19 protein-coding genes and 1 tRNA gene are annotated in these 21,496 nt (G+C 62.4%); 7 read left to right on the forward strand and 13 right to left on the reverse strand.

Translation table 11 applies throughout. From position 1 onward, the window contains the following. Window positions 1-3 precede the first annotated feature (3 nt). Entirely contained in the window at window positions 4-900 is an 897-nt protein-coding gene (locus ABDB84_RS03025) for a DMT family transporter (protein WP_345918201.1), read from the forward strand. A 341-nt stretch (window positions 901-1,241) separates the two neighbouring features. Here ABDB84_RS03025 and trmB read toward each other — a convergent pair whose 3' ends face one another. The 3 genes from trmB to thiS form a co-directional block, all read right to left on the reverse strand. Beyond that, on the reverse strand, window positions 1,242-1,931 hold the full coding sequence (gene trmB, locus ABDB84_RS03030; protein ID WP_345918202.1) for a tRNA (guanosine(46)-N7)-methyltransferase TrmB: 690 nt from the start codon (window positions 1,929-1,931) through the stop codon (window positions 1,242-1,244). A 134-nt stretch (window positions 1,932-2,065) separates the two neighbouring features. Beyond that, window positions 2,066-2,857 carry a thiazole synthase gene (locus ABDB84_RS03035; protein WP_345918203.1) on the reverse strand — a complete coding sequence of 264 codons (792 nt, stop codon included), beginning with the start codon at window positions 2,855-2,857 and terminating at the stop codon, window positions 2,066-2,068. Between the two features lie 3 nt (window positions 2,858-2,860). Next, on the reverse strand, window positions 2,861-3,064 hold the full coding sequence (thiS, locus tag ABDB84_RS03040) for a sulfur carrier protein ThiS (RefSeq protein WP_345918204.1): 204 nt from the start codon (window positions 3,062-3,064) through the stop codon (window positions 2,861-2,863). A gap of 135 nt (window positions 3,065-3,199) precedes the next feature. Here thiS and ABDB84_RS03045 point away from each other — a divergent pair. Next, window positions 3,200-3,273: transfer RNA gene (locus ABDB84_RS03045), tRNA-Gly, on the forward strand. A 40-nt stretch (window positions 3,274-3,313) separates the two neighbouring features. Here the strand turns inward: ABDB84_RS03045 and ABDB84_RS03050 are convergent. The 5 genes from ABDB84_RS03050 to manD form a co-directional block, all read right to left on the reverse strand. Further along, on the reverse strand, window positions 3,314-4,006 hold the full coding sequence (locus ABDB84_RS03050; RefSeq protein ID WP_345918205.1) for a GntR family transcriptional regulator: 693 nt from the start codon (window positions 4,004-4,006) through the stop codon (window positions 3,314-3,316). Window positions 4,007-4,132: 126 nt separating this feature from the next. Beyond that, complete coding sequence (locus ABDB84_RS03055) at window positions 4,133-5,176, reverse strand: L-idonate 5-dehydrogenase (protein ID WP_345918206.1); 1,044 nt, start codon at window positions 5,174-5,176, stop codon at window positions 4,133-4,135. 47 nt (window positions 5,177-5,223) lie between these two features. Further along, entirely contained in the window at window positions 5,224-7,086 is a 1,863-nt protein-coding gene (locus tag ABDB84_RS03060; protein ID WP_345918207.1) for a TRAP transporter large permease, read from the reverse strand. Between the two features lie 110 nt (window positions 7,087-7,196). After that, on the reverse strand, window positions 7,197-8,210 hold the full coding sequence (locus ABDB84_RS03065; RefSeq protein WP_345918208.1) for a TRAP transporter substrate-binding protein: 1,014 nt from the start codon (window positions 8,208-8,210) through the stop codon (window positions 7,197-7,199). A 139-nt stretch (window positions 8,211-8,349) separates the two neighbouring features. Continuing rightward, window positions 8,350-9,555, reverse strand: a complete 1,206-nt coding sequence (gene manD, locus ABDB84_RS03070; protein ID WP_345918209.1) for a D-mannonate dehydratase ManD — start codon at window positions 9,553-9,555, stop codon at window positions 8,350-8,352. A gap of 165 nt (window positions 9,556-9,720) precedes the next feature. On the opposite strand from manD, the gene ABDB84_RS03075 reads away from it, so the two are divergent. The 3 genes from ABDB84_RS03075 to ABDB84_RS03085 all read left to right on the forward strand — a co-directional run bounded on the left by ABDB84_RS03075 (window position 9,721) and on the right by ABDB84_RS03085 (window position 13,774). Continuing rightward, on the forward strand, window positions 9,721-11,193 hold the full coding sequence (locus ABDB84_RS03075) for a mannitol dehydrogenase family protein (RefSeq protein ID WP_345918210.1): 1,473 nt from the start codon (window positions 9,721-9,723) through the stop codon (window positions 11,191-11,193). A gap of 81 nt (window positions 11,194-11,274) precedes the next feature. Further along, the gene (locus ABDB84_RS03080; protein WP_345918211.1) at window positions 11,275-12,342 is read left to right on the forward strand and encodes an NAD(P)H-quinone oxidoreductase; all 1,068 of its coding nucleotides are present in this window, start codon (window positions 11,275-11,277) and stop codon (window positions 12,340-12,342) included. Between the two features lie 13 nt (window positions 12,343-12,355). Next, the gene (locus ABDB84_RS03085) at window positions 12,356-13,774 is read left to right on the forward strand and encodes a tetratricopeptide repeat protein (protein ID WP_345918212.1); all 1,419 of its coding nucleotides are present in this window, start codon (window positions 12,356-12,358) and stop codon (window positions 13,772-13,774) included. 60 nt (window positions 13,775-13,834) lie between these two features. Here ABDB84_RS03085 and ABDB84_RS03090 read toward each other — a convergent pair whose 3' ends face one another. Continuing rightward, complete coding sequence (locus ABDB84_RS03090; RefSeq protein ID WP_345918213.1) at window positions 13,835-14,026, reverse strand: hypothetical protein; 192 nt, start codon at window positions 14,024-14,026, stop codon at window positions 13,835-13,837. A 142-nt stretch (window positions 14,027-14,168) separates the two neighbouring features. Further along, window positions 14,169-15,083, reverse strand: a complete 915-nt coding sequence (locus tag ABDB84_RS03095) for a hydrogen peroxide-inducible genes activator (RefSeq protein WP_345918214.1) — start codon at window positions 15,081-15,083, stop codon at window positions 14,169-14,171. Window positions 15,084-15,328: 245 nt separating this feature from the next. On the opposite strand from ABDB84_RS03095, the gene ABDB84_RS03100 reads away from it, so the two are divergent. Together ABDB84_RS03100 and ABDB84_RS03105 are read left to right on the forward strand one after the other, a co-directional pair. Then, on the forward strand, window positions 15,329-16,804 hold the full coding sequence (locus tag ABDB84_RS03100) for a DegQ family serine endoprotease (protein WP_345918215.1): 1,476 nt from the start codon (window positions 15,329-15,331) through the stop codon (window positions 16,802-16,804). Between the two features lie 482 nt (window positions 16,805-17,286). Further along, window positions 17,287-19,200: an ABC transporter substrate-binding protein gene (locus tag ABDB84_RS03105; protein ID WP_345918216.1), complete on the forward strand. Its 1,914-nt coding sequence runs from the start codon at window positions 17,287-17,289 to the stop codon at window positions 19,198-19,200. Here ABDB84_RS03105 and ABDB84_RS03110 read toward each other — a convergent pair whose 3' ends face one another. The 3 genes from ABDB84_RS03110 to ABDB84_RS03120 form a co-directional block, all read right to left on the reverse strand. Continuing rightward, window positions 19,201-20,202 (reverse strand): LacI family DNA-binding transcriptional regulator, encoded by a 1,002-nt coding sequence (locus ABDB84_RS03110; protein WP_345918217.1) that lies wholly within the window; start codon window positions 20,200-20,202, stop codon window positions 19,201-19,203. A gap of 105 nt (window positions 20,203-20,307) precedes the next feature. Then, window positions 20,308-20,922, reverse strand: coding sequence for a chemotaxis protein CheD (locus tag ABDB84_RS03115; protein ID WP_345918218.1), 615 nt, complete (start codon window positions 20,920-20,922; stop codon window positions 20,308-20,310). A 13-nt stretch (window positions 20,923-20,935) separates the two neighbouring features. Then, on the reverse strand, window positions 20,936-21,487 hold the full coding sequence (locus ABDB84_RS03120; RefSeq protein ID WP_345918219.1) for a chemotaxis protein CheW: 552 nt from the start codon (window positions 21,485-21,487) through the stop codon (window positions 20,936-20,938). Window positions 21,488-21,496: the final 9 nt, after the last annotated feature.

The following is a 21,496-nucleotide window of genomic DNA, read 5'->3' on the forward strand; positions in this document are numbered from 1 at the left end:
CTCATGCCTCAGAATCTGCGCGGCGTTTACGCGCGCCTCATCCTCGCCACCCTGCTCTGGGGCGGCACTTTCATTGCCGGTCGCTTCCTCGCCCAGGGCATGCCCCATTTCACGGCGGCCAGCCTGCGCTTCGTGTTCGCGTTGCTCGGCCTGCTGGTCTTCATGCGTGCGACAGCAACGCCCTGGCCCAAGCTCAGCCGCGCCCAGCACGGCTGGATCTTCGTGCTCGGCGCCACCGGCATCTTTGCCTACAACGCCGGCTTTTTCGCCAGCCTGGGGCTGATCGGCGCCAGCCGCGCCGCCCTGATCGTCGCCGCCAGCCCGCTGATGACCTTCGTGCTGGTGCAGTTCATCGAGGGTGCGCGCTGGTCGCCGTGGCGACTGGCCGGCGTGCTGCTGTCCTTCATCGGCTGTGTGATGGTGGTCAGCCACGGCCACCCCGCTCAGCTCCTGCATGGCGCTGTCGGCCTGGGCGAGTTGTATCTGTTTGGCGCGGTGTGCGCCTGGGTGATCTATACGCTGGTCATCCGCTACCGTCTGCAAGGCGTGCCGGCGCTGCCGATGACCCTGCTGTCGGCCGCCTGGGGTGGCCTGCTGCTCGGCCTCTGCGCGCTCGGTGAAATCTTCAGCCAGGCGCCGCGCTGGCCCGATCTCGGACAATGGGCAGCGATGGCCTACCTGGGCTTGTTCGGCACCACCCTGGCCTTCGTCTGGTACAACCACGCGGTAAGCCGCATCGGCGCCGCCCGCGCCACGCAATTCACCAATCTCGTGCCGGTGTTCGGGGTGCTGTTGTCCGTGCTACTGCTCGGCGAAGCCCTGCCCTGGGCCAGCGTGCTGGGCGGCTTGATGGTGGTGGCGGGCGTGATGCTGGCCGGACGCCAGAAGAAAACACAGTGATCTACCCGCGCAGCTTGATCGCTCGCTCAGCCCAAGCTTAGCGGTGGCTTGCGCCGGCCTCGATACAGCGCTTCGCGCCACTCGGCACGAACAAAATGATGACCCAATAAACCTGCCTTAGAAGCTATTCACGCCCCTCGGATCAGTCATACCAAGGTGTCAGATCCTTGTCTTTGACGCGAAGTACGCCAAGAAATACGAAGGCTCGCAAAGGTTTAAATCGCAGGATTCTCTTGACGGGATTCCTTTGCGCAACTTTCCCGGATTTTCTTCGCGTCCTTCGCGTCAAAAATACGCGGCGGCTCGCGTCCACCAACGCTAGACAACACATGGACGCGCGCTCAGCGGCGACGGAACACCAGATCCCAGACGCCGTGGCCGAGCCGCAGGCCGCGCGCTTCGAACTTGGTCTCGGGGCGATAGTCGGGCTTGGGTGCGTAATCAGCCGCCGTGTTTTCGAGCAGAGGTTCGGCCGACAGGGTTTCGAGCATGAACTGCGCGTACTCCTCCCAGTCCGTCGCGCAATGCAGATAGCCGCCGGGCGCCAGGCGCGAAGCGAGCTGCGCGACAAAAGCCGGCTGCAGGATGCGGCGCTTGTGATGACGCTTCTTCGGCCAGGGATCGGGGAAATAAACGTGGATGCCGGCGAGTGAATCCGGCGCGATCATGTCGCGCACCACCTCGGTGGCGTCGTGTTGCATGACGCGCAGATTGGCGAGCGACTGCTCCTCGATCAGCTTGCACAGATTGCCGACGCCCGGCCCATGCACCTCGATGCCGATGAAATCAGTCTCCGGCCGCGCAGCGGCAATCGCCGCCGTCGTCACGCCCATGCCGCAACCGATCTCCAGCACCACCGGCGCCGTGCGACCGAACACGGCGGCGTAGTCAATCGGCGCGATGCGATAGGGAATCGTGTATTTGGGCAAGAGCTCGTCGAGATAGCGCTTCTGCGCATCCGACATGCGGCCCTGGCGCAGCACGAAGCTGCGGATGGGCTGGGTGGAGAAGCGGGGGGTATCAGTAGTCATGAAAAATTGCTTCACCGCAAAGGCGCTAAGAAAACGCAAAGGGCCGCAAAGAATGGCACGTCAAGAATTCTGGAGCCACTGCAAGCCGCCACTGGCGCTTTACGCCAGTGGCCATTTTGCAATGCCCCGCCGTTTTATTTGCCGATCAAACCCGTCGTCGGCGAGCTCGGCGAAGCCGTGTAGTACTTCTTCGGCATGCGGCCGGCGAGGAAGGCTTCGCGGCCGGCTTCGACCGCTTTCTTCATCGCGCTGGCCATCAGCACCGGGTCTTGCGCCAGCGCGATGGCGGTGTTCATCAGCACGCCATCACAGCCCAGCTCCAGCGCCACGGCGGCATCCGAAGCGGTGCCAACGCCGGCATCGACAAACACCGGCACCTTGGCTTGATCAATGATCAGCTTGAGGTTCCAGGGGTTGAGGATGCCCATGCCGGAGCCGATCAGCGATGCCAGCGGCATCACTGCGACGACGCCGATGTCTTCGAGCATCTTGGCCTGGATCGGATCGTCCGAACAGTAGACCATCACTTTGAAGCCATCGCGCACCAGGGTCTCGGCGGCTTTGAGCGTCTCCGGCATGTTCGGGAACAGGGTGTGCGGATCGCCCAGCACTTCGAGCTTGACGAGATCATGCCCGTCGAGCAGCTCGCGCCCCAGGCGCAGGGTGCGCACCGCTTCGTCGGCGCTGTAACAGCCGGCAGTATTGGGCAGATAGGTGAATTCGGACATCGGCAGCGCATCGAGCAAGCTCGGCGCCGAGGCATCCTGGCCGATGTTCACGCGGCGGATCGCCACGGTGACGATCTGCGCGCCGGAAGCGACGACAGCGCGGCGCGTCTCGTCGAAATCCTTGTACTTGCCGGTGCCGACCAGCAGGCGTGAAGAATAGGTCTTGCCGGCAATGATGAGCGGATCTTGGGTATTCAAAACTCAGCCTCCACCGACCGCCACGACAATCTCCAGCGCATCGCCTTCGAGCAACAGCGTGGTGGCATGCGCGCTGCGCGGCACAATGTCGCCATTGCGCTCCACGGCCAGGCGTTTGCCCACGAGTTGAAGCTGTTCAAGCAGCTGGAGAACCGTACTGCCTTCGGGCAGCTGGCGCGTCTCGCCATTGACGGTAAGTTGCGGCATGATCGGAAAATTCGACGTCAATCAGGCCGCAAAGTCTAACACGCGCACCGCTTTACCTTGCCGCCTGACGCAAGGACTCGTTACAATCGCCGCCTGCACGGCTCGCGTGCGATCCGTCGCGAGCAGCTGCCCTGAGCGGGCGTCGTATAATGGTAATACCCTAGCTTCCCAAGCTAGAGCCGTGGGTTCGATTCCCATCGCCCGCTCCACACCTCCTCAGCAGATCAGTCCGGCCGCCTCGCCTGCGGCTTACTCGGCTTCAAACCAATCCGGATTACGCTCGCGAATCGGCCCGAAGGAGAGGTTGATTTCCCTCAGGTGCGAACGCATGGCTTCCTCGGCCATGGCGGGGTCGCGGCTGCGCAAGGCGTGGACGATGGCGGCATGCTGGGCGATGAGCATCTGCAGCGAGGTGATTTCACCGAGGCTCAGATAGCGCACACGATCCATGTGCGCCTTGATGTCTTCGATCAATTCCCAGGCTTCGATGCAATCGATGCTGCGCGAGAGCGTGGTGTGGAACTCCTCGTCGAGCGCAAGAAAGCGCGCCGTGTCGTTGCGTGCCGCCGCCAGCTTTTGCTGTTCAATGTTGGCCGCCAGGGCCAGCAGCTGCTCATCGCTGATCTTGTCTGCGGCGTTGCGTGCCACCGCCACCTCGACCGCTTCGCGGATGAAACGGCCGTTCAGCACGCGCTTGGGCGAGATTTTCATGACAAAGGTGCCGCGCTGTGGCAGCACCTGGATCAGGCCGGCGCCGACCAGCTTGATGAATGCGTCGCGCACCGGCTGGCGCGAGACACCGAATTGCTCGGAAATCTCCTTGTCGGAAATAGCCTCGCCCGGCAATAGCGTGCAGTTCACGATGCACTGGCGCAGCGCACGGTAGATCTGCAGGTTAACGGGCTCGTGAGCGCTCAGCGCGGGCAAATCGGTCGGTAGCATGAATGCGGAATGCAAAAGTCTGGAGGGTGCTTGGCGAGAATTATCACCCGAATATGGCCACATTCCGATAGCAAGCGCGCATGATGACTCGGTACGCGCACCGCCAGGGTGCGCGGCCTCGCTTGCTCAGGCAAAACTCAGCTGTACTTTCATCTGCGTGCTGCGATCCTTGGCCAGCACCAGGGCTTCGGCAATCCGCTCCATCGGCAAAGTCGTCGAGATGACGGGGCGTACGTCAATCTTGCGCTCGCGAATGAGCTGCGCCGCCACCGCGTACTCTTGATGGAAGCGATGTGCGCCGATCAGCGCGATCTCTTTACCGACCAAAGCATTGACCGGAATATCGGCCGCGCCAGACACGCCGACCTGCACAATGCTGCCGCGCGGGCGCACGACCGGGAAGACGCTCTTGAGCACCGCACCAACACCCGTACACTCAAAGGCGACGTCGAAGTAGCCCTTGTCTGCCGAATAATCGCGCTGCAGCTTTTCGGGCTCCTGCGCAGCATTGATCACCGAGCTGGCGCCCATCGCAAGCGCGGCAGCCAGCGGCGCAGCGGAGAGATCCGTCGCCACGATTTCGCGTGCGCCGGCATGGCGTGCAGCGCCGATCAGCAGCGCGCCAATCGGCCCGGCCCCGGTCACCAGCACACGCTTGCCGACCAGGCTGCCCGCGCGCACCACTGCATGCACCCCAACCGCCAGGGGCTCGGTGCAGGCGGCCTCGCCCAGCGAGACCGCGTCGCCGACCGGTTCGCACTGTGTTTGATTGACCACGATGAAGTCACGGAAGCCGCCGTGGGTATGCGGATTGCGCATCGCGCTGCCGAGGAACTGCATCTCCAGGCAATGCTGCTGCTCACCGGCGAGGCAGAACTTGCACTGCCCGCAGGGATGGCTGGGATTGACCGCCACCCGCTCACCGGGGCGCAGCTTGCTGACCTGCTCGCCCACGGCCTCCACGGTGCCGGCGAATTCATGCCCGAGGATGATCGGCTGATTGACGCGGATGCTGCCGATGCCGCCATCCCAGTAATAGTGGATGTCCGAGCCGCACAGACCGCCCGCACCGACGCGCACCAGCACATCTTGCGGACCGATCTCGCGGACCGGATGATTTTCAATGCGCACGTCTTCTTGCGCATGCAACACACAGGCACGAGTTTCCATTTTCATTCCTTATCGATGCGGGGCCGCAGCCCCGTATTCCTTCATGCTCACAAGAAGCCGATCGACAGCCACGGGAAGAGGATCAGCAACAGCAGCGCGACAAACAGTGCGCCCAGATGGGGCCAGACGTGACCAATGGCACGGTCCGGTGAGACCTTGCCCACCGCACAGGCGGCATAGAAGCCAACACCGAAGGGCGGCGAGAACAAGCCCAGGCCCATCGAGAAGATCGCCACCATGGCGTAGTGCACTTCATTGACGCCGATGATGCGCGCCACCGGAAACAGCAAGGGTCCGAACAGCACAATCGCCGGGATACCTTCGAGCACACTGCCAAGAATGACAAAGGCAATCGCCGAGATGGCAATGAAGCCCAGCTTGCCACCCGGCACAGCGGTCATGATCTGCACCAGCTGCTGCGAGAAGCCCGACTGCGTCAATGCCCATGACATGGCAGTAGCACAGCCGATGATGAGCAGGATCGCGCCGGACAAACAGGCGGTGTCGAGCAACACCGGATAAAGGCGCTTGAGATCAAAGCGGCCGTACACCAGCGGGCCGACGATCAGGGTGTAGACCACGCCAATCGTCGACACCTCGGTCGCCGTCGCCACACCTTCAACCACGGCCGTGCGGATGACGAAGGGCAAGGCCAGCGCCGGCACGGCAATCAGGAAGGCCTTGCCGATCTGTGCGCCGCTGGCGCGCGTCACGCCATCCATGTTCTCGTTGCGGGTCTGGAAGTACACCACCACGCACATGCACAGCATGCCCACCACGGCCGGCAGCAAACCGCCGGTGAACAAGGATGCAATCGACACCCCCGTCACCGAGCCGATGGCGATCAGCACCAGGCTGGGCGGAATAGTTTCGGACATGGCACCGGAGGCCGACAGCAGGCCGATCAGGTCGCCCTCGTCGTTGCCGCGTTTCTTCATCTCCGGGAACAAGGCCGGTGCGACGGCGGCCATGTCCGCGACCTTGGCGCCGGAGATGCCGGAGACCAGATAGATCGCGCCCAGCAGCACGTATTGCAGGCCACCGCGCACATGCCCGATCAGCGCCAGCAGGAAGTTGATCATGGCGCGCGACAGCCCGGCCATCTCGATCAGCGAACCGAGGAAGACGAACAAGGGCACGGCCAGCAGGATCAAGGACGACATACCCTCGGTCATGCGATTGGGCACGATGGACAGCGGAATGCTGGTCGTGAATGAGAGGAAACACAGCGTCGCCAGGCCGAAGGCAAAAGCAATCGGCACGCCCATCACCACGCACGACAAAACGATGCCGACAAAGAAGATCAGCAGGTTGATATGGCCCAAGGCGCCAAAATAGGGTTTGCACCACCACATCACCGCGCCGATCAGGGCCACCAGGGCCAGCGCGCTGGCAAACTGGCGCAGGGTCGCGCGCTCGAAGAGCTTGTCGATGGCGGTGACCAGCATCATCACCACGCCGACGACAACAGCACCCAGGCGCCAGCCCTCGTTGATTTCCATGGTCGGCGTACTGACGATCAAGCCTTCGTCAAAATGCTCGTAAGCGGGCCACAGCACGAAGAGCAGAAAGGTCGTCGCCAGCACCATGGTGAAAACTTCCATCCAGGCGCGCTTGTCCGGCGACATCTTGTTGACGAAGGTCGTCAGCCGCATGTGCGAACCACGCCGCAGCGCGATCACCGAACCGAGCATGGCCAGCCAGAGGAACAGGATGGAGGCCAGCTCATCCGTCCAGGTCAGCGGATGATGGAAGAAGTAGCGTGCGCTGGTCCCGATGATCAGAATCAGGATTTCGGTGACGACCAGAATGGCTGCCGGTATCTCGGTCAGCTTGGCGATCAGATTGCTCAGCATCGCCACGCCCGGCCGTTCAGCAGGCAGGGGCGTGCTCAGTTCGATTGTTTGCATGAAGTACTCCAGTACCGACGGATGGCTTGATCCGGGCAGGTGATGTTCGCCCGCCTGCAGTTCCCGGCGCAGGCGCCGGGGAACGGGCAGAGCGACATGTCATCCGTATATCAGAGAGGGCCCGAGTATTTTTCCAGCTTGGCCCAGCCTTCCGGTCCGAACTTCTCCTTGGCGTCCTTGTAGAAGCCGTTGGCACGCAGCGTGTCGACAAAGGGCTTCTTGTCCGGATAGTTGAAGTTCAAGCCCAACTTCTTCAGCTCGCCTTCGAGATGGCTGTTGAGATCAGCAATATCCTTGCGCTCCTTGATGGCCGCCGCGGCGAAGTTGCGCGAGATGATCTCCTGCACATCCTTGGGCAGACCCTGGAAGAACTTGGCATTGGTAAAGATGTAGTGACCATCCCAGGTGTGGCCGGTCATCGACACATACTTCTGAACTTCATAGAGCTTGGCGCTCTGGATCAGGGCCAGCGGATTTTCCTGACCATCCACAATCTTGGTCTGCAGCGCCGAGTACAGCTCGCCGAAATTGATCGAGGTCGGTGCAGCGCCCAGCGCCTTGAACATCGAAATCCACAGCGGAATGCCCGGCACGCGAATCTTGAAGTTGCTCAGATCTGCGGGTGTGTTGATGGGCTTGGTCGCCGTGGTGATATTGCGATAGCCGTTGTCGAGCACCTTGTCGAAGGCATACAGATTGGCCTTGAGCAGCTGGCTGCGCACATAGCCGCCGAGCTCGCCGTCCATCGCCGCCCACACCGTGTTGTAGTCCTTGAATGCAAAGGCCACACCGTTGATACCCGCCACCGGCACCATCGTTTGCAGGTTGGTTCCGGCCGTGGACATGAACTGCAGCGCGCCCGAGCGCACCTGCGAAATCATGTCCGGTTCGCTACCCAGCTGGCTTTGCGGGAAGACCTTGATGTCGATGCGACCCTTGGATTCTTTCTTGATCGCTTCCGCTGCTTCGACCATGCGCACCGCACCCGGGTGGTCAGCGGGGAAAGCGGTGCCGTAACGGAAGCTGAACTCGGCCGTCTGCGCTGCGGCCGGGTTCATTGCGCTGGCGGCCATGATCGCGGCCGCCATGGCGGCGAAGTTGAACTGTCTGCGGGTGAATTTCATTGCCTACCTCCTTATGTGATACGGATAGATATGAGGTACGGTGCCCTTATCCTGAGTACCTGGGCCTCATCGCTGGCATGCACGACGTGTCGGAATGGCCGTCGTGCACATCAATTGCGTCAAACGTCGTCGTGCTGAACTACCAATTCCAGAGCGTTCCATCTTCGAGTCGCGCCACCGGCAAATAAGCGCTCTCGTAGGGATACTTGGCTGCGAGCGCTTCGTCGATCTCGACCCCCAGACCTGGCGCCTCGCCCGGATGCATGAAGCCGTCCTTGTAGGTCCAGGCGCACTTGAAGACATCCATGGTTTCCGGGTGATAGCCCATGTACTCCTGCATTCCGAAATTCGGCGCCCAGAGGTCGAAGTGCAGGGCGGCGCCCATGCATATCGGCGACAAATCTGATGCGCCATGACTGCCGGTTCGCACCTGGTACATGGCCGCAAAGTCAGCGATGCGGCGCATGTGCGTGATGCCGCCGGCATGCGTGATGGTGGCGCGGATGTAGTCGATCAGCTGCTCTTCGATGAGTTGCTTGCAGTCCCAGATGCTGTTGAAGATCTCGCCGACGGCAATCGGTGTGACGGTGTGCTGGCGGATCAGGCGGAACGCTTCCTGGTTCTCGGCCGGTGTCGGGTCTTCCATCCAGAACAGTCGATAGTCTTCGATGGACTTGCCCAGCCGCGCCGCTTCGATCGGCGTCAGGCGGTGGTGCACGTCGTGCAGCAGGTGGGTGTCGAAGCCGAAGCGCTCACGCACGGCGTCAAACAGCTTGGGCACGTAGTCGAGGTATTTCTCGGTCGACCACACCTGCTCCTCGGGCCAGCCCTTGGTGGCCGGTTCGTAGGCGCCGCCCTTGGAGACGCCGTACACCGACTTCATGCCCGGCACGCCGCATTGCGCGCGGATCGCCTTGAAGCCCTTGTCCTGATACTTGGCAAAAGCGTCCAGGGTTTCCGGAATGTCGCGGCCGGTAGCGTGGCTATAGACCATCACATGCTCACGCGAAGCGCCACCCAGCAGCTGATAGACCGGCATATTGGCCATCTTGCCCTTGATGTCCCACAGCGCCATGTCGACCGCGCCAATGGCCGACATGGTCACCGGACCACGGCGCCAGTAAGCGCCCTTGTAGAGGTATTGCCAGGTATCTTCGATCTTGCCGGGATCGCGGCCGATCAGCAGCGGGCAGACGTGATCACGCAGATAGGAAGCGACCGACAGCTCGCGGCCGTTGAGGGTGGCATCGCCCAGACCATAAACGCCCTGGTCGGTCACGATTTTCAGGGTGACGAAGTTCCGCCCCGGACAGGTCAGAATGACTTCGGCGTGGGTAATCTTCATGGCGACTCCTTGTGTGTCCTGCGCAGGCTTTGCACGACGGGCCCGAACACAGATTTTTATCCGCTGAACGCGGCGTTTTATTTACGATATACTAACATATCAGTTTGCTCAAGCACTTTTACAGCAGCGCCAGCTGCCTGCCCATCACGCCAAAGGATGACCTCCATGAACAGCGCTTACCCGCGTCTCGATGCATTGCAACTGCCCGCTCAGGCCAACCGACTGCTCGGCGGTGAGCTGGGCTCACCCGCCATCGGTATCGTCCATCTGGGTCTGGGTAGCTTTCATCGCGCGCATCAGGCGGTCTATACCGAGGAGGCCATGCTCGCTGCCGGCGGCGATTGGGCCATCTGCGGCGTCACCCTGCGCGACCACCCGGCCATGCAGGAGGCACTGGCGCCGCAGGACATGCTCTACTCCGTGCTGACGCGCGACCGGGACAGCGAACGCATCCAGATCGTGCGCGCCATCCGCCAGGTGCTGGTAGCGCCGCGCCAGCGAGATGAGCTGATGGCTTTGCTGCGCGCCCCGCAGGTGCGCATCGTGTCGCTGACCGTCACCGAAAAGGGCTATTGCTACGACGCCCGCACGGGCGGCCTGGACTTCCAGCATCCAGCCATCGAACACGATCTGCAGCACCCCGACTCGCCCAGCAGCGTCCCGGGCCTGCTGGTCGCCGCACTCCGCGCACGGCGCAGCAATCCCTTCACCGTGCTGTCCTGCGACAACCTCGCCCACAACGGCCACGTCCTGCGCCAGGTGGTGGTGCAATTTGCGCAAGCGCTGGATGCCGAACTGGCCGAGTGGATTGCCGCGGAAGTCGCCTTCCCCAGCACCATGGTCGACCGCATCGTGCCCGCCACCACCGATGAAGATCGCGCCGCAGTCAGCAGCGCCACCGGTTACTACGACGCCTGGCCAGTGCCCACCGAGTCGTTCCGCCAATGGGTCATCGAAGACAAGTTCCCGCTCGGGCGCCCGGCCTGGGAGCGCGTTGGCGCGATGCTCGTCGACGACGTCACGCCATACGAGCTGGCCAAGCTGCGCATGCTCAACGGTACCCACTCGACAATGGCTTATCTGGGCGTGCTGGGCGGTTTCGAAACGGTTGATCGCGCCATTGCCGACCCCGATCTGCACGCGCTGATCCGCAACATGATGACGGAAGAGATCTTGCCGACGCTGAGCCTGCCGGACAGCTTTGACCGCCTTGCCTACCGAGACCAGCTTCTGCAGCGCTACGCCAATCCGGCGCTCAAGCACAAAACCATGCAGATCGCAGCCGACGGCAGTCTCAAGCTGCCGCCGCGCCTGCTCGGCACGATTGCGGATCGCATTGCCGCTGGCGCTTCGTTCTCGCGCCTGGCGCTGGGCGTTGCCGCCTGGATGCGCTTTCTGCTGCGCCGCACCGACAGCAGCTCAAGCTACGAGATCAGCGACCCGATGGCTGCGCGACTGGGTGACCTCGCCAGCCAGTCAGGCGGCGACAATGTGGTGCTGATGAACAGCTTGCTCGACCTGCGCGAAATATTCCCCGCCGAGCTGGCGGGCAATGCAAGTTTCCGCACCGAACTGCTGGGTATGCTCGAGCGCCTGGCCAGCCTCGGTGCGCGACGCAGCATCCAGATCGTGGCCTGAGCACACGCCAAGCCGCTGCTGCACCCCGCAGCGGCATGGCGCACAATGTGTGTCTGAACCACAGCCAGTCACGCTACACATATGTCCGCACATCTCGACGCCCTGCCCGACACCATGCACGCCATCGACATCCGCGAGCCCGGCGGACCGGAGGTGCTGGTGGCCGCCAGTCATCCGCTGCCCGTACCGGGCGCGGGTGAAATCCTCGTCCAGGTGGCTGCTGCTGGCGTCAATCGGCCGGATGTCTTCCAGCGCCTGGGCAGCTATCCGCCACCTGCGGGCGCTTCGCCGATTCCGGGATTGGAGTTTGCTGGCCAGGTCGTCGCCGTGGGAGCCGACGTCACGTGCTATCGCGTGGGGGACTTCGTCTGCGCCCTGGTCGCCGGCGGCGGCTACGCCGAATACTGCGTGGTGCACGAGCGCAATGCGCTGCCGGTGCCGACCGGCCTGAGCCTGCTCGAAGCAGCGGCACTGCCGGAAACCTTTTTCACGGTGTGGACCAATCTGTTCCAGCGCGGCCAGCTCAAGGCCGGCGAGAGCGTGCTGATTCACGGTGGCACCTCGGGTATCGGCACGGTCGCGACGATGCTCGCCAAGGCCTTCGGCGCGCAGGTCATCGTCACCGTCGGTTCAGCTGAGAAATGTGCGGCGGCGCAGGCACTCGGTGCCGATGCCGCAATCAATTACCGCGAGCAGGATTTTGTTGCCGAGACCAAGCGCATCACTGGCGGGCGTGGCGCGGACGTCATCGTCGACCTGATCGCCGGCGACTACGTTGCCCGGAATTACGCGGCCGCGGCGATGGACGGCCGCATCGTGCAGATCGGCATCCAGCAAGGCGTCGCGCGCGAGATCAACTTCGGCCTGCTGCTCGTCAAGCGCCTCACACACACGGGCTCGACCCTGCGCGCGCGCAGTGTCGCCGACAAAGCCAGCATCGCCGCCGAACTGGAGGCGCAGGTGTGGCCCTTGCTCGCCGCCGGCAAGATCCGCCCGCAGATCTTCCGCAGCTTTGCGCTGCAAGAGGCCGCAGCGGCTCACGCGCTGATGGAATCCAGCGCGCATGTCGGCAAGATCATGTTGCAGACCGGCGCCTACACGGCACTCGCGCAGCAGCATGAAAGCGCCGCCCGGGCCGCGCAGAACTAGGCGCAACACGCCGATGACGTCTGCACAGATCGCCGCACGCAAGCTCTTTGAGGAGAGCAGCGCGCTGCTCGTTGCACGAGAATTCGCCGCAGCAGCCACTCGCCTGCGCCAGGCCATCCTGCTCTGGCCGGAGTTTGCCGAGGCGCACGCCAATCTGGGTTTTGCGCTGGAACAGCTCGGCGAGCGGTGCGCAGCCGAAGAAGCGTATATCACCAGTCTGCGCTGGCAGCCGCAGCAAGCGCAGACCCACCTGAATCTGGGCGCACTGCTTGCCGAGCAGATGCGTCATGACGAAGCGGAAGCCTGCTACCGGCGCGCCTTGCAGATCGATGCGCGCAATGCCGTGGCCTGGTCCAATCTCGGCGTGCTGCTCGCCTGCCTGCGCCGCGATGCGGAAGCCGAACAGTGTTATCGGCAGGCGCTGCAGTTGCAGCCGGATTACGCCACGGCGCATTTCAACTTCGCCTATCTCTTGCTGCGCGCGGGACGCTACGAAGAGGGTTGGGCGCACTTCGAGTGGCGCGACTGGTACGCGCAGCTCGATGCACTGCTCGCCAGCCCGCGCTGGCGCGGCGAATCGCTGCAGGGCAAGCGCGTGCTGATCGGCATCGAAGCGGGCCATGGCGACATGATCCAGTTCTGCCGTTACGCCCGCTCGCTCAAAGCGCTAGGCGCTACGCGGGTCAGCATTCTTTGTCATCCAGCGCTGCAGCGCTTGTTTAGCCAGGCTGCGGATATTGACGTGGTACTGCCGCTCGATGCCGCCCTGCCCACACCGGACTGGGATGTATGGGTGCCCGCACTGAGTTTGCCGTATTACTGCCAGAGCCGACTCGACAACTTGCCGGCAGAGCTGCCTTATCTGCACGCCGATGCTGATGACATTGCCGAGCGTGCACGGCAGATCTCTGCGCTGACAGGCAGCGCAGATTTGCCGGTGGGCTTGCGGGTCGGTTTGCGGGTCGGTTTGGTATGGCGCGGCAATCCGCGCTTCGAGAACGATGCGCAGCGTTCCCTGCCCTCACTGGACAGTTTGCGCACGCTGATCGAACTGCCTGGCATCAACTTCTTCAGCCTGCAAAAAGGCGCAGGTGAAGACGAAGTCGCCAAGGCGCCAAGGGGCACGTGGATACATGATCTGGCGCCTTCGATTCAGGACTTCGCCGACACGGCAGCGATCATCATGAATCTTGACTTGCTGATCTGCGTCGACACCGCGGTCGCGCATCTCGCGGCTTCGCTCGGCAAACCGTGCTGGGTGTTATTGCCCGATTACAAGACCGACTGGCGCTGGCTGAACCAGCGCAGCGACTCGCCCTGGTATCCCGAAGTCATCAAACTGTTCCGCCAACAAAAAGCTGGCGAATGGGACAGCGTCATCACCGCAGTACGGCTGGCCTTGCTTGAGCAACTTGCCGCAACGACGCGCTAAACCGCGCGTCGTGAAATACAGCAGGCCCGTCCGCTCTGCGGAAAGGCCTGCGGTGAAGCATCAGCTCATGTCGAACTGGAAGACGCGCTCGGCCAGCAGCTCACCCACGGTTTCGCCGTTGGATTGGCTACGCATCGGGTTGAAGTCTGCACCGGTCAGCTCGGCGACATAACCTGCGCGCTCACGGTCAGCAGCGCTGTGGAAGGCGCGACGATGAAGGCCAAGATCAAAAATTTCAAAACTGGGGGCCATGATGTACCTCTCTTTTCACTTGCTCGGTCTGCAGCCAACTTGCTGCACCGCAATGACTGCATCCTACGAAAGCAAGAGAGACATGGCCAATCGTATTAATTGATCAAATTATCAATAGATTTTGAGTTGGCGCAAAACGGCCTCAGCGCACGACCGTTACGCCCGGCAAACGGCTGTCGAGAATCGCCGCACGCAGCAAGTCGATGACCTTGGTACGCGGATAGGTAACACGCCAGGCCAGTGCAATGCGGCGTGAAGGCTCCGGCGTCGCAAACTTGCGCACCGCCACCAGCTTCTGCGTCTCGCGCAGGGGATCGGCCGCGCTGCTGGGCAGGATGGTGACGCCCAGACCGGTCGCCACCATATGCCTGATGGTTTCCAGCGAACTGCCTTCCATGGTTTTCTGCAGGCCGGAGCCATGCGAGCAACGCGGGCAGACTTCGAGCACCTGATCGCGGAAACAATTGCCTGCGCCAAGCAATAACAGCGGCTCTTCGTGCAGCTGCTCGGAGCTGATCTCGCGCGAATCGGCCCAAGGGTGGGCGGCCGGCATCAGCACGCGGAAAGGTTCGTCATAGATCGGCTGGGTGACGATGCCCTGCTCGACAAAGGGCAGCGCCAGGATCGCTACGTCGATGTCACCGCGCTTGAGTGCCTCGGACAGGCGTGCGGTGTAGTTTTCCTGGATCACCAGCGGCATGCGCGGCGCACGCTCGGCCAGCAGCGGAATCAGCGAGGGCAGCAGATACGGCCCGATGGTGTAGATCACGCCAATGCGCAGCGGTCCAGCCAGCGGGTCCTTGCCGGCCTCGGCGATGTCGCGGATCTGGCTCGACTCACGCAGCACGCGTTCGGCCTGATCGACGATCTGGCGGCCGATCTCGGTCACCTTGACATCGGCAGCGCTGCGTTCGAACAGCAGCACGCCCAGCTGCTCTTCAAGCTTTTTGACAGATACCGACAGCGTCGGCTGGCTGACATGGCACTTCTCGGCCGCGCGGCCAAAGTGACGTTCCTGCGCGAGGGCAACGATATAGCGCAAATCGGTCAGGGTCACAGCAGGCCTCCTGCGGCAGCTCGGGCATAAGCCTTCATTGAGAAAATCAATCGAAACAACAAATGTGGCGCAAGTTTATTGTAGCCCCACACGCTGCGAAAGCTTTGATCTGCGTCGGTCTACAGGGGGAGATTGAATTGCGCTGTTTTGTCCCCACTTTGTAATCGATTGTTATGCGCTGGAACTGTGTGCCGGCGCTGCGATCCATGTCATCACCCCATCATTCACCGAATGGAGACTTGAAAATGCAGTGGAACCTTTCCCGCAGCGCACTCGTGGCGGGCGTCGCAGCCATCGCCTTCGCCGGTTGCCTACAGGATTCGGGGATCAAGAATTCCCACGCGAGCAGCCCTGCTGCTGCAGTCAGCAGCGCTCCTGCCGCACGCGTCGCACTGCCGGATTTTGCGGACCTCGTCCAGCACGTCGGTCCCTCCGTGGTCAATGTCAGTGTCACCAGCGTCAGCAAAGGCGGCAACGAGGCCGATCCCTTTGCCGACGATCCTTTCTTCGACTTCATCCGCCGTTTCCAGGGCATCCCGACGCCGCGTGGCGGCAAGCAGCCTGAGCGCATCACCCGTGGTGTGGGCTCAGGCTTCATCATCAGCAGCGACGGCTATGTGATGACCAATCACCACGTAGTCGATGGCGCCACCGAGGTGACGGTCAAGCTCAGCGACAAGCGTGAGTTTAAGGCCAAGGTGGTCGGCTCGGACGAACGCACCGACGTCGCCCTGCTCAAGATCGACGCCAAGGATCTGCCTGCGCTGAAGATTGGCGATCCGGACAAGGCGCGCGTCGGCGAATGGGTGATCGCGGTCGGCTCGCCGCTGGGCCTGGAGAACACGGTGACCGCCGGCATCATCAGTGCCAAGGCGCGTCGCCTGCCTGACGAGAGCTTCGTGCCCTTCATCCAGACCGACGTGGCGATCAATCCCGGTAATTCGGGTGGCCCGCTGTTCAACATGAATGGCGAGGTCATCGCCATCAACTCACGTCTGATCAACAACAGCGGCCAGGCCTCCTACGCCGGCATCTCGCTGGCGATCCCGATCGACGTGGCGATGAAGGTCAAGGATCAGCTGCAGAAGGACGGCAAGGTCTCACGCGGCCTGCTGGGCATCACCTTCCAGCCGGTCGATGCCGATCTGGCCAAGAACCTCGGTCTCGACAAGCCTGATGGCGCCGCCGTGACCAGCGTTCGCAAGGGTTCAGCCGCCGACAAGGCCGGCCTCAAGCTCAGCGACGTGATTCTCGAAGTCGATGGCAAGAAGGTCAGCGATGAGAGCGATCTGCGCAGCCTGATCGGCGAACGCCGCCCCGGCGAAACGGTCAAGCTCAAGGTCTGGCGCAAGAAAGCCATCGTCGAGCTGAAGGCCACGCTGGGCACCGACACCGCCGCCAAGGCTGAAACCGAAGACAAGGACACCGCCGACGACAAGGGCAACAAGCCTTTCGAGAAGCTGGGCCTGCAAGTGCGTCCGCTGCAAGCGCAAGAAGCGCGCAAGCTTGATGTCGATGGCGGCCTGCTGATCGAACAAACCAGCGGTGCGGCAGCCAAGGCAGGCCTGCGCTCGGGTGACGTGATCCTGCTGGCCAATGACGAGCCGGTCACCAGCCGCGAAGCTCTGCGCAAGCTGGTGGCCAGCAGCGGCGACAAGATCCTGCTACTGATCCAGCGCGGCGAAGGGCGTGCCTTCGTGGCTTTGCCGACGGGTAAATAAACCCTCATACGCCGTACAAAAGGGCAGGCGCCATGTAAGGCGCCTGCCCGGGAACCAATATGCATGAGATCGACTCCAATGAGCGAGTTGATTGTTGTGCAAGCTCGTGTTTTGTGTCCTCCTCAGTCTGTTTGTCGGGCCACCCAAGGTGGCCCATTTTTTTGTCTTCCACTTCGCCTCCCATCCTGCTTCATCCTGCGTGATCGCCCAGGCACAGGCCTGAGCACTTCCCGCAATAGGTCCGCGCGGCGAGCCTGCTTATGCTGTGGAAGACACTGACTTGACTTCGCTAGTTAAACGTTTTACTTTGGCTTTGCATACCCACAACGCTGGCCACAAGCGCCCGCGCTTGCGCCGGCGGCGACCGATCATCACGCAGCCCAATCCAGAAACGGGCTGCGCCGGACAATGAAACGGTTTGCCAGCTTGCGCACGCCACCGCATGATAGCCAGGCGGGCAGACGCCCTACAGGAGACAGTAGATGGACCTGACACGCTTGATTCAACCTGGCTGGGCGCTCGCGCTCTTGCTGCTGCAAGGCAGTGCCAGCGCAGCCGTGTACAGCCAGGCACCGACGCTCGATGCAGCCGTGCGCAGCGGCCAGCTTGAAGCCGTCGACAAGCGCCTGCCGGCCGAGCCGGAACGCATCACGCCGCTGGAGCGCAAGGGCAGCTTCGGCGGCACCCTGCGCACCGCAATGCGCAGCAATGCCGACCACAACAGCATCCTGCGCATCGTCGGCAGCCAGGGCCTGGTGCGCTGGTCGATGGATTTCAACAAGGTGCTGCCCAATCTCGCCGAGAGCTGGACCCTCAGCGCCGACGGTTCGGAATACATCTTCAAGCTGCGGCGTGGCACGCGCTGGTCGGACGGATCGCCCCTGAGCGCCGACGACGTGCTGTTCGCGATGAATGATCTGGTCTACAACAAGCAGTTCTTCAGCCTGCCGCCGGACCAGTACATGCTGCGCGATCAGCCCGCGCGGGTCAGCAAGATCGACGACTACACAGTGTCTTTCAAGTTTGCCGGCCCCAATCTGTCCTTCCTCGATCAGCTCGCAGCGCCGACCGGACAGCATCCCCTGCTCTACCAGAAGAAGTATTGCTCGCAGTTTCACCCGGCCTACAACAGCAAGCTCGCCGAGCTGATCACGCGCGAAAACGCCAAGGACTGGCCGACGCTGATGCGCCTCAAATGCGGCGATATCGAGACGCCTTCGCGCTGGGGCAATGCCGAGCGCCCGAGCCTGGACCCCTGGGTGATTCGCGAGCCGTATCGCGCCAATGCCACGCGCGTGGTGCTCGAACGCAATCCGTACTTCTGGCAGGTCGATAGCGCCGGGCAGCAATTGCCATATATCGACCGCGTACAGCTGCAGGTGATCTCGGAAGTCGAGACCATCGTGCTGGCAGCGATCAATGGCCAGCTCGACTACCAGCATCGCCACATCTTCGGCATCCAGAATCGTCCGGTGCTGGCCGAGAATGCCGCCAAGGCAGGTTACAAGGTGATGAGTCTGCCCGGCACCGGCGCCAATTCGGTCGGCCTGTGGCTCAATCATTCGACCAAGAACGACAAGCTGCGCCGGCTGATCCGCGCAAAGGATTTCCGCATCGCCCTGTCGCTGGGCATCGATCGCAAGGAAATCAGCGACATCGTGTATCTGGGACTCGGCATCCCCTGGCAGATCGGGCCGCTCAAGCAGTCGCGCTGGTACAACGAGCGCCTCGCCACCCAGTACCTGCAGCACGAGAGCGCCAATGCCAACGCCCTGCTCGACAAGCTGGGCCTCGCCAAGCGCGATGCCGATGGCTTCCGCCTCTATCCGGACGGCGGACGCGTCAGCCTGGCCAGCATCGTCTCGGTGGCGCAGACCCAGCAGATCGATGCGCTGGAGCTGATCCGCAAGCAATGGGCCAGGCTGGGTATCGAGCTGCAGATCCTCTCTTCCGAACGCTCGCTGTTCTACGACCGCGCCAACAACAATGACTACGACATCAGCGTGGACATCGTGCCCGGCGGCATGGACGTGACGATGAACCCGCGCGCCGTGGTCGCCGTCAATCCGCAGGAGTCGCGCATGAGCCTGCCCTGGGCGCGCTGGTTCCTGTCGGCAGGCAAGCAAGGTGAAGAGCCCACGCCGAGCATGAAGCGGCGCATGGAGCTCTACGAGAAGTGGCAGCTGGCACGCAGCAGCGCTGAAGCCGAGAGCCTGTTCAAGGAACTGCTGGCCATCGCCGCAGATGAGTTCGAGATCATCGGCGTGATCCGCTCACCCAGCGATTCGGCGATCCACAGCCTCAAGCTGCACAACGTCTACGAGCAGATGCTGGTCAGCTGGACCTACCCCAACCCAGGGCCGGCCCTGCCGCAGCAATGGTTCTTCAGCAAATGATCAGGACTTGAGCGGCGCCGTGGACGCACGCGGGATGAGCTGCGGCTCAAACAGAATGTCGTCCCCAGTCATGCTCTTGTCGCGCAGCGCATCGAGCAGCAGGCGCATGGCCGCTTCGCCCTGCTCTTCGCTGCGCATGTTCACGGTGGTCAGCGCCGGATGCATATGGCGCGCGACCGGAATGTCGTCAAAGCCGGCCACCGCGATGTCGTCCGGCACCTTGACGCCCAGACGCGTCGCCTCGCTCATGAAGCCGATGGCGACCAGATCGTTGTAGGCGACCACCGCATCCGGGCGCGGCTGGGCTGCCAGAATCGCCGCAGCAGCCTGCTGGCCACCATCCATGGTCGGCCATTCGACTGCGAACTCACTGACCGTGTGGCCTTGCTCGGACATGCCACTACGCAAACCGGTCAGACGCTCCGCATTCCAGCGTGCATTGGGAAAGCCCAGATAGGCCACGCGCTTGCGCCCACCTTTGAGCAAGTGCTGGCTGAGCAGATAGGCGCCGCGATAACCATCCGTGCGCACGCAGCGAATATCGGGGCGTGGGCGCTGGCCAAACAAGACCACCGGCTTGCCCAGCTCGGCCAGCCAGGCAATCGAATCATCGGGAATGCGTGAGCTGACGATGAGACCATCCACGCGCGAGGAGAGTGCTTCAAGCAAGCTGCGCTCATGCGTCGGCCGCTCTTCGAGATCGACCACCAGCAGACTGTAATCGGACTCCAGCGCAACCCGGTTGGCGCCCTTGACGATATTGGCAAAATGCGGATTGCGGATATCCAGCACGGCCAGACCGAAGCTACGCGTACGGCCGGTCACCATGCTGCGGGCCTGCGGATTGAGGCGGTAACCGAGGGTGGCAATCGCCTGGCGCAAACGCTCCTCAACCTCGGGCGAGAAACGTTGCTGGCCGTTGATGAACTTCGACACCGTGGCAATCGACACACCTGCCGCAGCAGCAACTTCACGGATAGTCGGGGGGCGTTTGAATTGCATGGACTCCGGAAACGCAGATTGGGAACGGCAGATGATGCCATGAGCAGCACCCGGCGCGAAGCCGACGCAAAGGGCAGTTATATGATCAAGCGCAAAACCACTGTTTCAGCCGCGCTGTGGCGGCGCACTGTGCTGCACCCAGACGTCGCCGCTCCACACGTCGAAGATCACCTTCCGATGCCCGGCTCCGCCGACATGCTCGGCCACCAGCTGCATGCCATTGCGCTCAACCAACTCGCGCGCCGCCGCTACGTTGCGACTGGCGACATCGAGCATCTCATGCGCCGCATCCACGCCATTGCCGGTGGAAAGCCCGGGAAACATCGCACCGCCACCGAACAACTTGACGCGATAATCCTCCAGGCGGGTATTGCTACGGCGGATTTCGTCGAGCAGGATGCGCACCGCATCATCGGCATAGTAGGCATCGGCCACCGCATGTTTGCGCATGCTTTGCGGCGGACGCTGCGGCAGGACGTAGTGGCACATGCCGCCGATCAATTGCTGCGGATGCCAGACCGTAATCGCGACGCAGGAGCCCAATACAGTGTGGATGCGCGTCTGCGCGTCGGCAAAGCACAGCTCGCCGGGTCCGATGACCACATCCAGCACATTCGGCGGCGCGGCCTTCATCTGCGTAGCAGACTGGCGACTGCCACAACTCCACGCCGGCGCAGACAAGCTGAACGACAGCACACGGAAAGCACGACTTCCCTCCATGGCATAGCGCTGTCTAAAGCGGGCTCAGCGCGCTACCCACCACATCGGCACTCAGCGCGCTCATGTCGTCCACCGAGAGCACGGTGTCCAGTTCGAGCATGATCACAAAGTCATCTCCGTACTTACCCATGCCACTGATGAAGTCACTGCGCATCTGCGCCCCGAAGGATGGCGGCGGCTCCACCTCACTGCTCGGGATATCGACCACCTCATTGACCGTATCGACCATCACACCAATGTCATGAATCGCGCGCTCTTCCGAGCCCTTGTCGGTCAATTCGACGATGACGATACAGGTCCGCCGGGTGACCTCAGTCTGTCCGCGACCAAAACGCGCACAAAGATCGATCACCGGCACCACCGCACCACGCAGATTGATCACGCCGCGAATGAAACCTGGCATCAGCGGGACTTCCGTCAAGCTGCTGAACTCGATGATTTCCTTGATGTGCAGGATGTCGATCGCAAAGCTCTCGCCACCGAGCGAAAAAATCAGATACTGGCGCTGCCCCGCCGCCGCAGCGTCTTCCTTCGAGGCGCTATGCTGGGTCTGCAATGCACTCATGGCGTCCTC

The sequence above is a fragment of the Uliginosibacterium sediminicola genome (assembly GCF_039631295.1).
Lineage (GTDB): Bacteria > Pseudomonadota > Gammaproteobacteria > Burkholderiales > Rhodocyclaceae > Viridibacterium > Viridibacterium sediminicola.

What these genes read in the sequence shown, in the direction of transcription:
- ABDB84_RS03025 (WP_345918201.1), top strand. Translation starts at nt 4, where the DNA reads ATGCCTCAGAATCTGCGCGGCGTTTACGCGCGCCTCATCCTCGCCACC.
- trmB (WP_345918202.1), bottom strand. Translation starts at nt 1,931, where the DNA reads ATGACTACTGATACCCCCCGCTTCTCCACCCAGCCCATCCGCAGCTTC.
- thiS (WP_345918204.1), bottom strand. Translation starts at nt 3,064, where the DNA reads ATGCCGCAACTTACCGTCAATGGCGAGACGCGCCAGCTGCCCGAAGGC.
- ABDB84_RS03050 (WP_345918205.1), bottom strand. Translation starts at nt 4,006, where the DNA reads ATGCTACCGACCGATTTGCCCGCGCTGAGCGCTCACGAGCCCGTTAAC.
- ABDB84_RS03055 (WP_345918206.1), bottom strand. Translation starts at nt 5,176, where the DNA reads ATGGAAACTCGTGCCTGTGTGTTGCATGCGCAAGAAGACGTGCGCATT.
- ABDB84_RS03060 (WP_345918207.1), bottom strand. Translation starts at nt 7,086, where the DNA reads ATGCAAACAATCGAACTGAGCACGCCCCTGCCTGCTGAACGGCCGGGC.
- ABDB84_RS03065 (WP_345918208.1), bottom strand. Translation starts at nt 8,210, where the DNA reads ATGAAATTCACCCGCAGACAGTTCAACTTCGCCGCCATGGCGGCCGCG.
- manD (WP_345918209.1), bottom strand. Translation starts at nt 9,555, where the DNA reads ATGAAGATTACCCACGCCGAAGTCATTCTGACCTGTCCGGGGCGGAAC.
- ABDB84_RS03075 (WP_345918210.1), top strand. Translation starts at nt 9,721, where the DNA reads ATGAACAGCGCTTACCCGCGTCTCGATGCATTGCAACTGCCCGCTCAG.
- ABDB84_RS03080 (WP_345918211.1), top strand. Translation starts at nt 11,275, where the DNA reads ATGTCCGCACATCTCGACGCCCTGCCCGACACCATGCACGCCATCGAC.
- ABDB84_RS03085 (WP_345918212.1), top strand. Translation starts at nt 12,356, where the DNA reads ATGACGTCTGCACAGATCGCCGCACGCAAGCTCTTTGAGGAGAGCAGC.
- ABDB84_RS03090 (WP_345918213.1), bottom strand. Translation starts at nt 14,026, where the DNA reads ATGGCCCCCAGTTTTGAAATTTTTGATCTTGGCCTTCATCGTCGCGCC.
- ABDB84_RS03100 (WP_345918215.1), top strand. Translation starts at nt 15,329, where the DNA reads ATGCAGTGGAACCTTTCCCGCAGCGCACTCGTGGCGGGCGTCGCAGCC.
- ABDB84_RS03105 (WP_345918216.1), top strand. Translation starts at nt 17,287, where the DNA reads ATGGACCTGACACGCTTGATTCAACCTGGCTGGGCGCTCGCGCTCTTG.
- ABDB84_RS03110 (WP_345918217.1), bottom strand. Translation starts at nt 20,202, where the DNA reads ATGCAATTCAAACGCCCCCCGACTATCCGTGAAGTTGCTGCTGCGGCA.
- ABDB84_RS03115 (WP_345918218.1), bottom strand. Translation starts at nt 20,922, where the DNA reads ATGGAGGGAAGTCGTGCTTTCCGTGTGCTGTCGTTCAGCTTGTCTGCG.
- ABDB84_RS03120 (WP_345918219.1), bottom strand. Translation starts at nt 21,487, where the DNA reads ATGAGTGCATTGCAGACCCAGCATAGCGCCTCGAAGGAAGACGCTGCG.